This window comes from Leucobacter sp. M11 (assembly GCF_035726885.1).
In the GTDB taxonomy this organism is placed as follows: domain Bacteria; phylum Actinomycetota; class Actinomycetes; order Actinomycetales; family Microbacteriaceae; genus JAPFRB01.
Window position 1 is genome coordinate 296,414 of record NZ_JAPFRB010000003.1, and the last position, 1,315, is coordinate 297,728.

2 protein-coding genes are annotated in these 1,315 nt (G+C 71.3%); both read right to left on the minus strand.

Annotated features, from left to right (window positions below):
- Nucleotides 1–921, minus strand: a 921-nt coding sequence (locus OOT08_RS09715) for a Stp1/IreP family PP2C-type Ser/Thr phosphatase (RefSeq protein ID WP_325092443.1), incomplete at its 3' end; no start/stop codon positions are given.
- Nucleotides 922–923: 2 nt separating this feature from the next.
- Nucleotides 924–1,315, minus strand: a 392-nt coding sequence (locus OOT08_RS09720; protein ID WP_325092444.1) for an FHA domain-containing protein, incomplete at its 5' end; no start/stop codon positions are given.

Consider the following 1,315-nt stretch of genomic DNA (forward strand, 5'->3'; position numbering starts at 1 on the left):
CTTGGACTCGGCGATGAGCTCGTCGAGGTACTCGTCAACGCGGGGCTCGAAGTGGCTCTCCGCCACGGGCTGGTTGCGGCGGCCGCCGAGCCGCCACCCGGAGGCGCGGGGCGCGACGGGCTCCTCCGGCTGCGCGTAGGCGACCGGGGACGCCGCCGAGCCGACGAGGCGCGGGCCCTGCTCGGGCTGCTCCTCCTCGTGGACCTCGACGAGGACGACGGTGACGTTGTCGGGGGCGCCGTGCGCGAGGCTCTTGTCGATGAGCGAGTCAACCGCTCCCTGCAGGCTGTGCCGGCGGCGCAGGATGGGGGCCATCTCCTCGTCCTCGACGTAGCCGCAGAGGCCGTCGGAGCAGAGCAGCCAGACGTCGCCGGGGCGGACGCTGATGACCTCGGTGTCAATCTCGGGGGAGGAATCGACGTCGCCCAGCACGCGCATGAGCACAGAGCGCCGGGGGTGGGTCTTCGCCTCGTCCTCGGTGATCCGGCCGGAGTCCACGAGGCGCTGCACGAAGGTGTGGTCCTTCGTGATCTGCGTCAGCTGGCCGTCCCGGAAGCGGTAGAGCCGGGAGTCGCCGATGTGGGCGACGGAGATCTTGTCGCCCTGGGTCACAAAGCCCGTGAAGGTCGTGCCCATCCCCGAGAGTTCCGGGTGGTCATAGACGGTCTCGGAGAGCAGCGAGTTCGCGTTCAGGAGGCGCGAGCGGAGCCGCTGCGCGGCCATCTGCGGGGTATCGAACTGCGAGTCGTCGAGGTCGGCCAGGTCCTGCGTGGCCAGGGCGGAGGCGACGTCGCCCCCGGCGTGCCCGCCCATGCCGTCGGCGACCATGAAGAAGCGGTCCCCGGCAAAGCCGGAGTCCTGGTTGTTCACCCGCACCATGCCGACGTGGGATCCGGCGGCGGAGGAGTAGCCGAAGGTCACGGTTAGGGCCTCAACTCAAAGCTGGTCTTCCCGATCGTGACCGGGGTGTGGGTCGGCAGGGGCACGCTGTCGCGGACCCGGGCCCCGGCGAGCCGGGTGCCGTTCGTGGAATCGAGGTCCGTCAGGGTCCAGCCGTCCGGCCCCCGGTTGAGCCGCGCGTGATAGGTCGAGGTGTACTCGTCCATGATGACGAGCGTGGAATCGGGGGAGCGGCCGATCGTGACGATCTGGTCATCCAGCGCGAGCTCCGTCCCGGCGGCGGCGCCGGAGACGATCACGAGCTTGCGGGCGGGGCCGAGGGAGCCCGCGGTCGGCATCGCGCCGGCGCCGGGGGTGACGACGGGGGCCGCTGGGGCCGCTGGGGCTGGCATCGTTGGGTGGGTTTCGGGGGCCT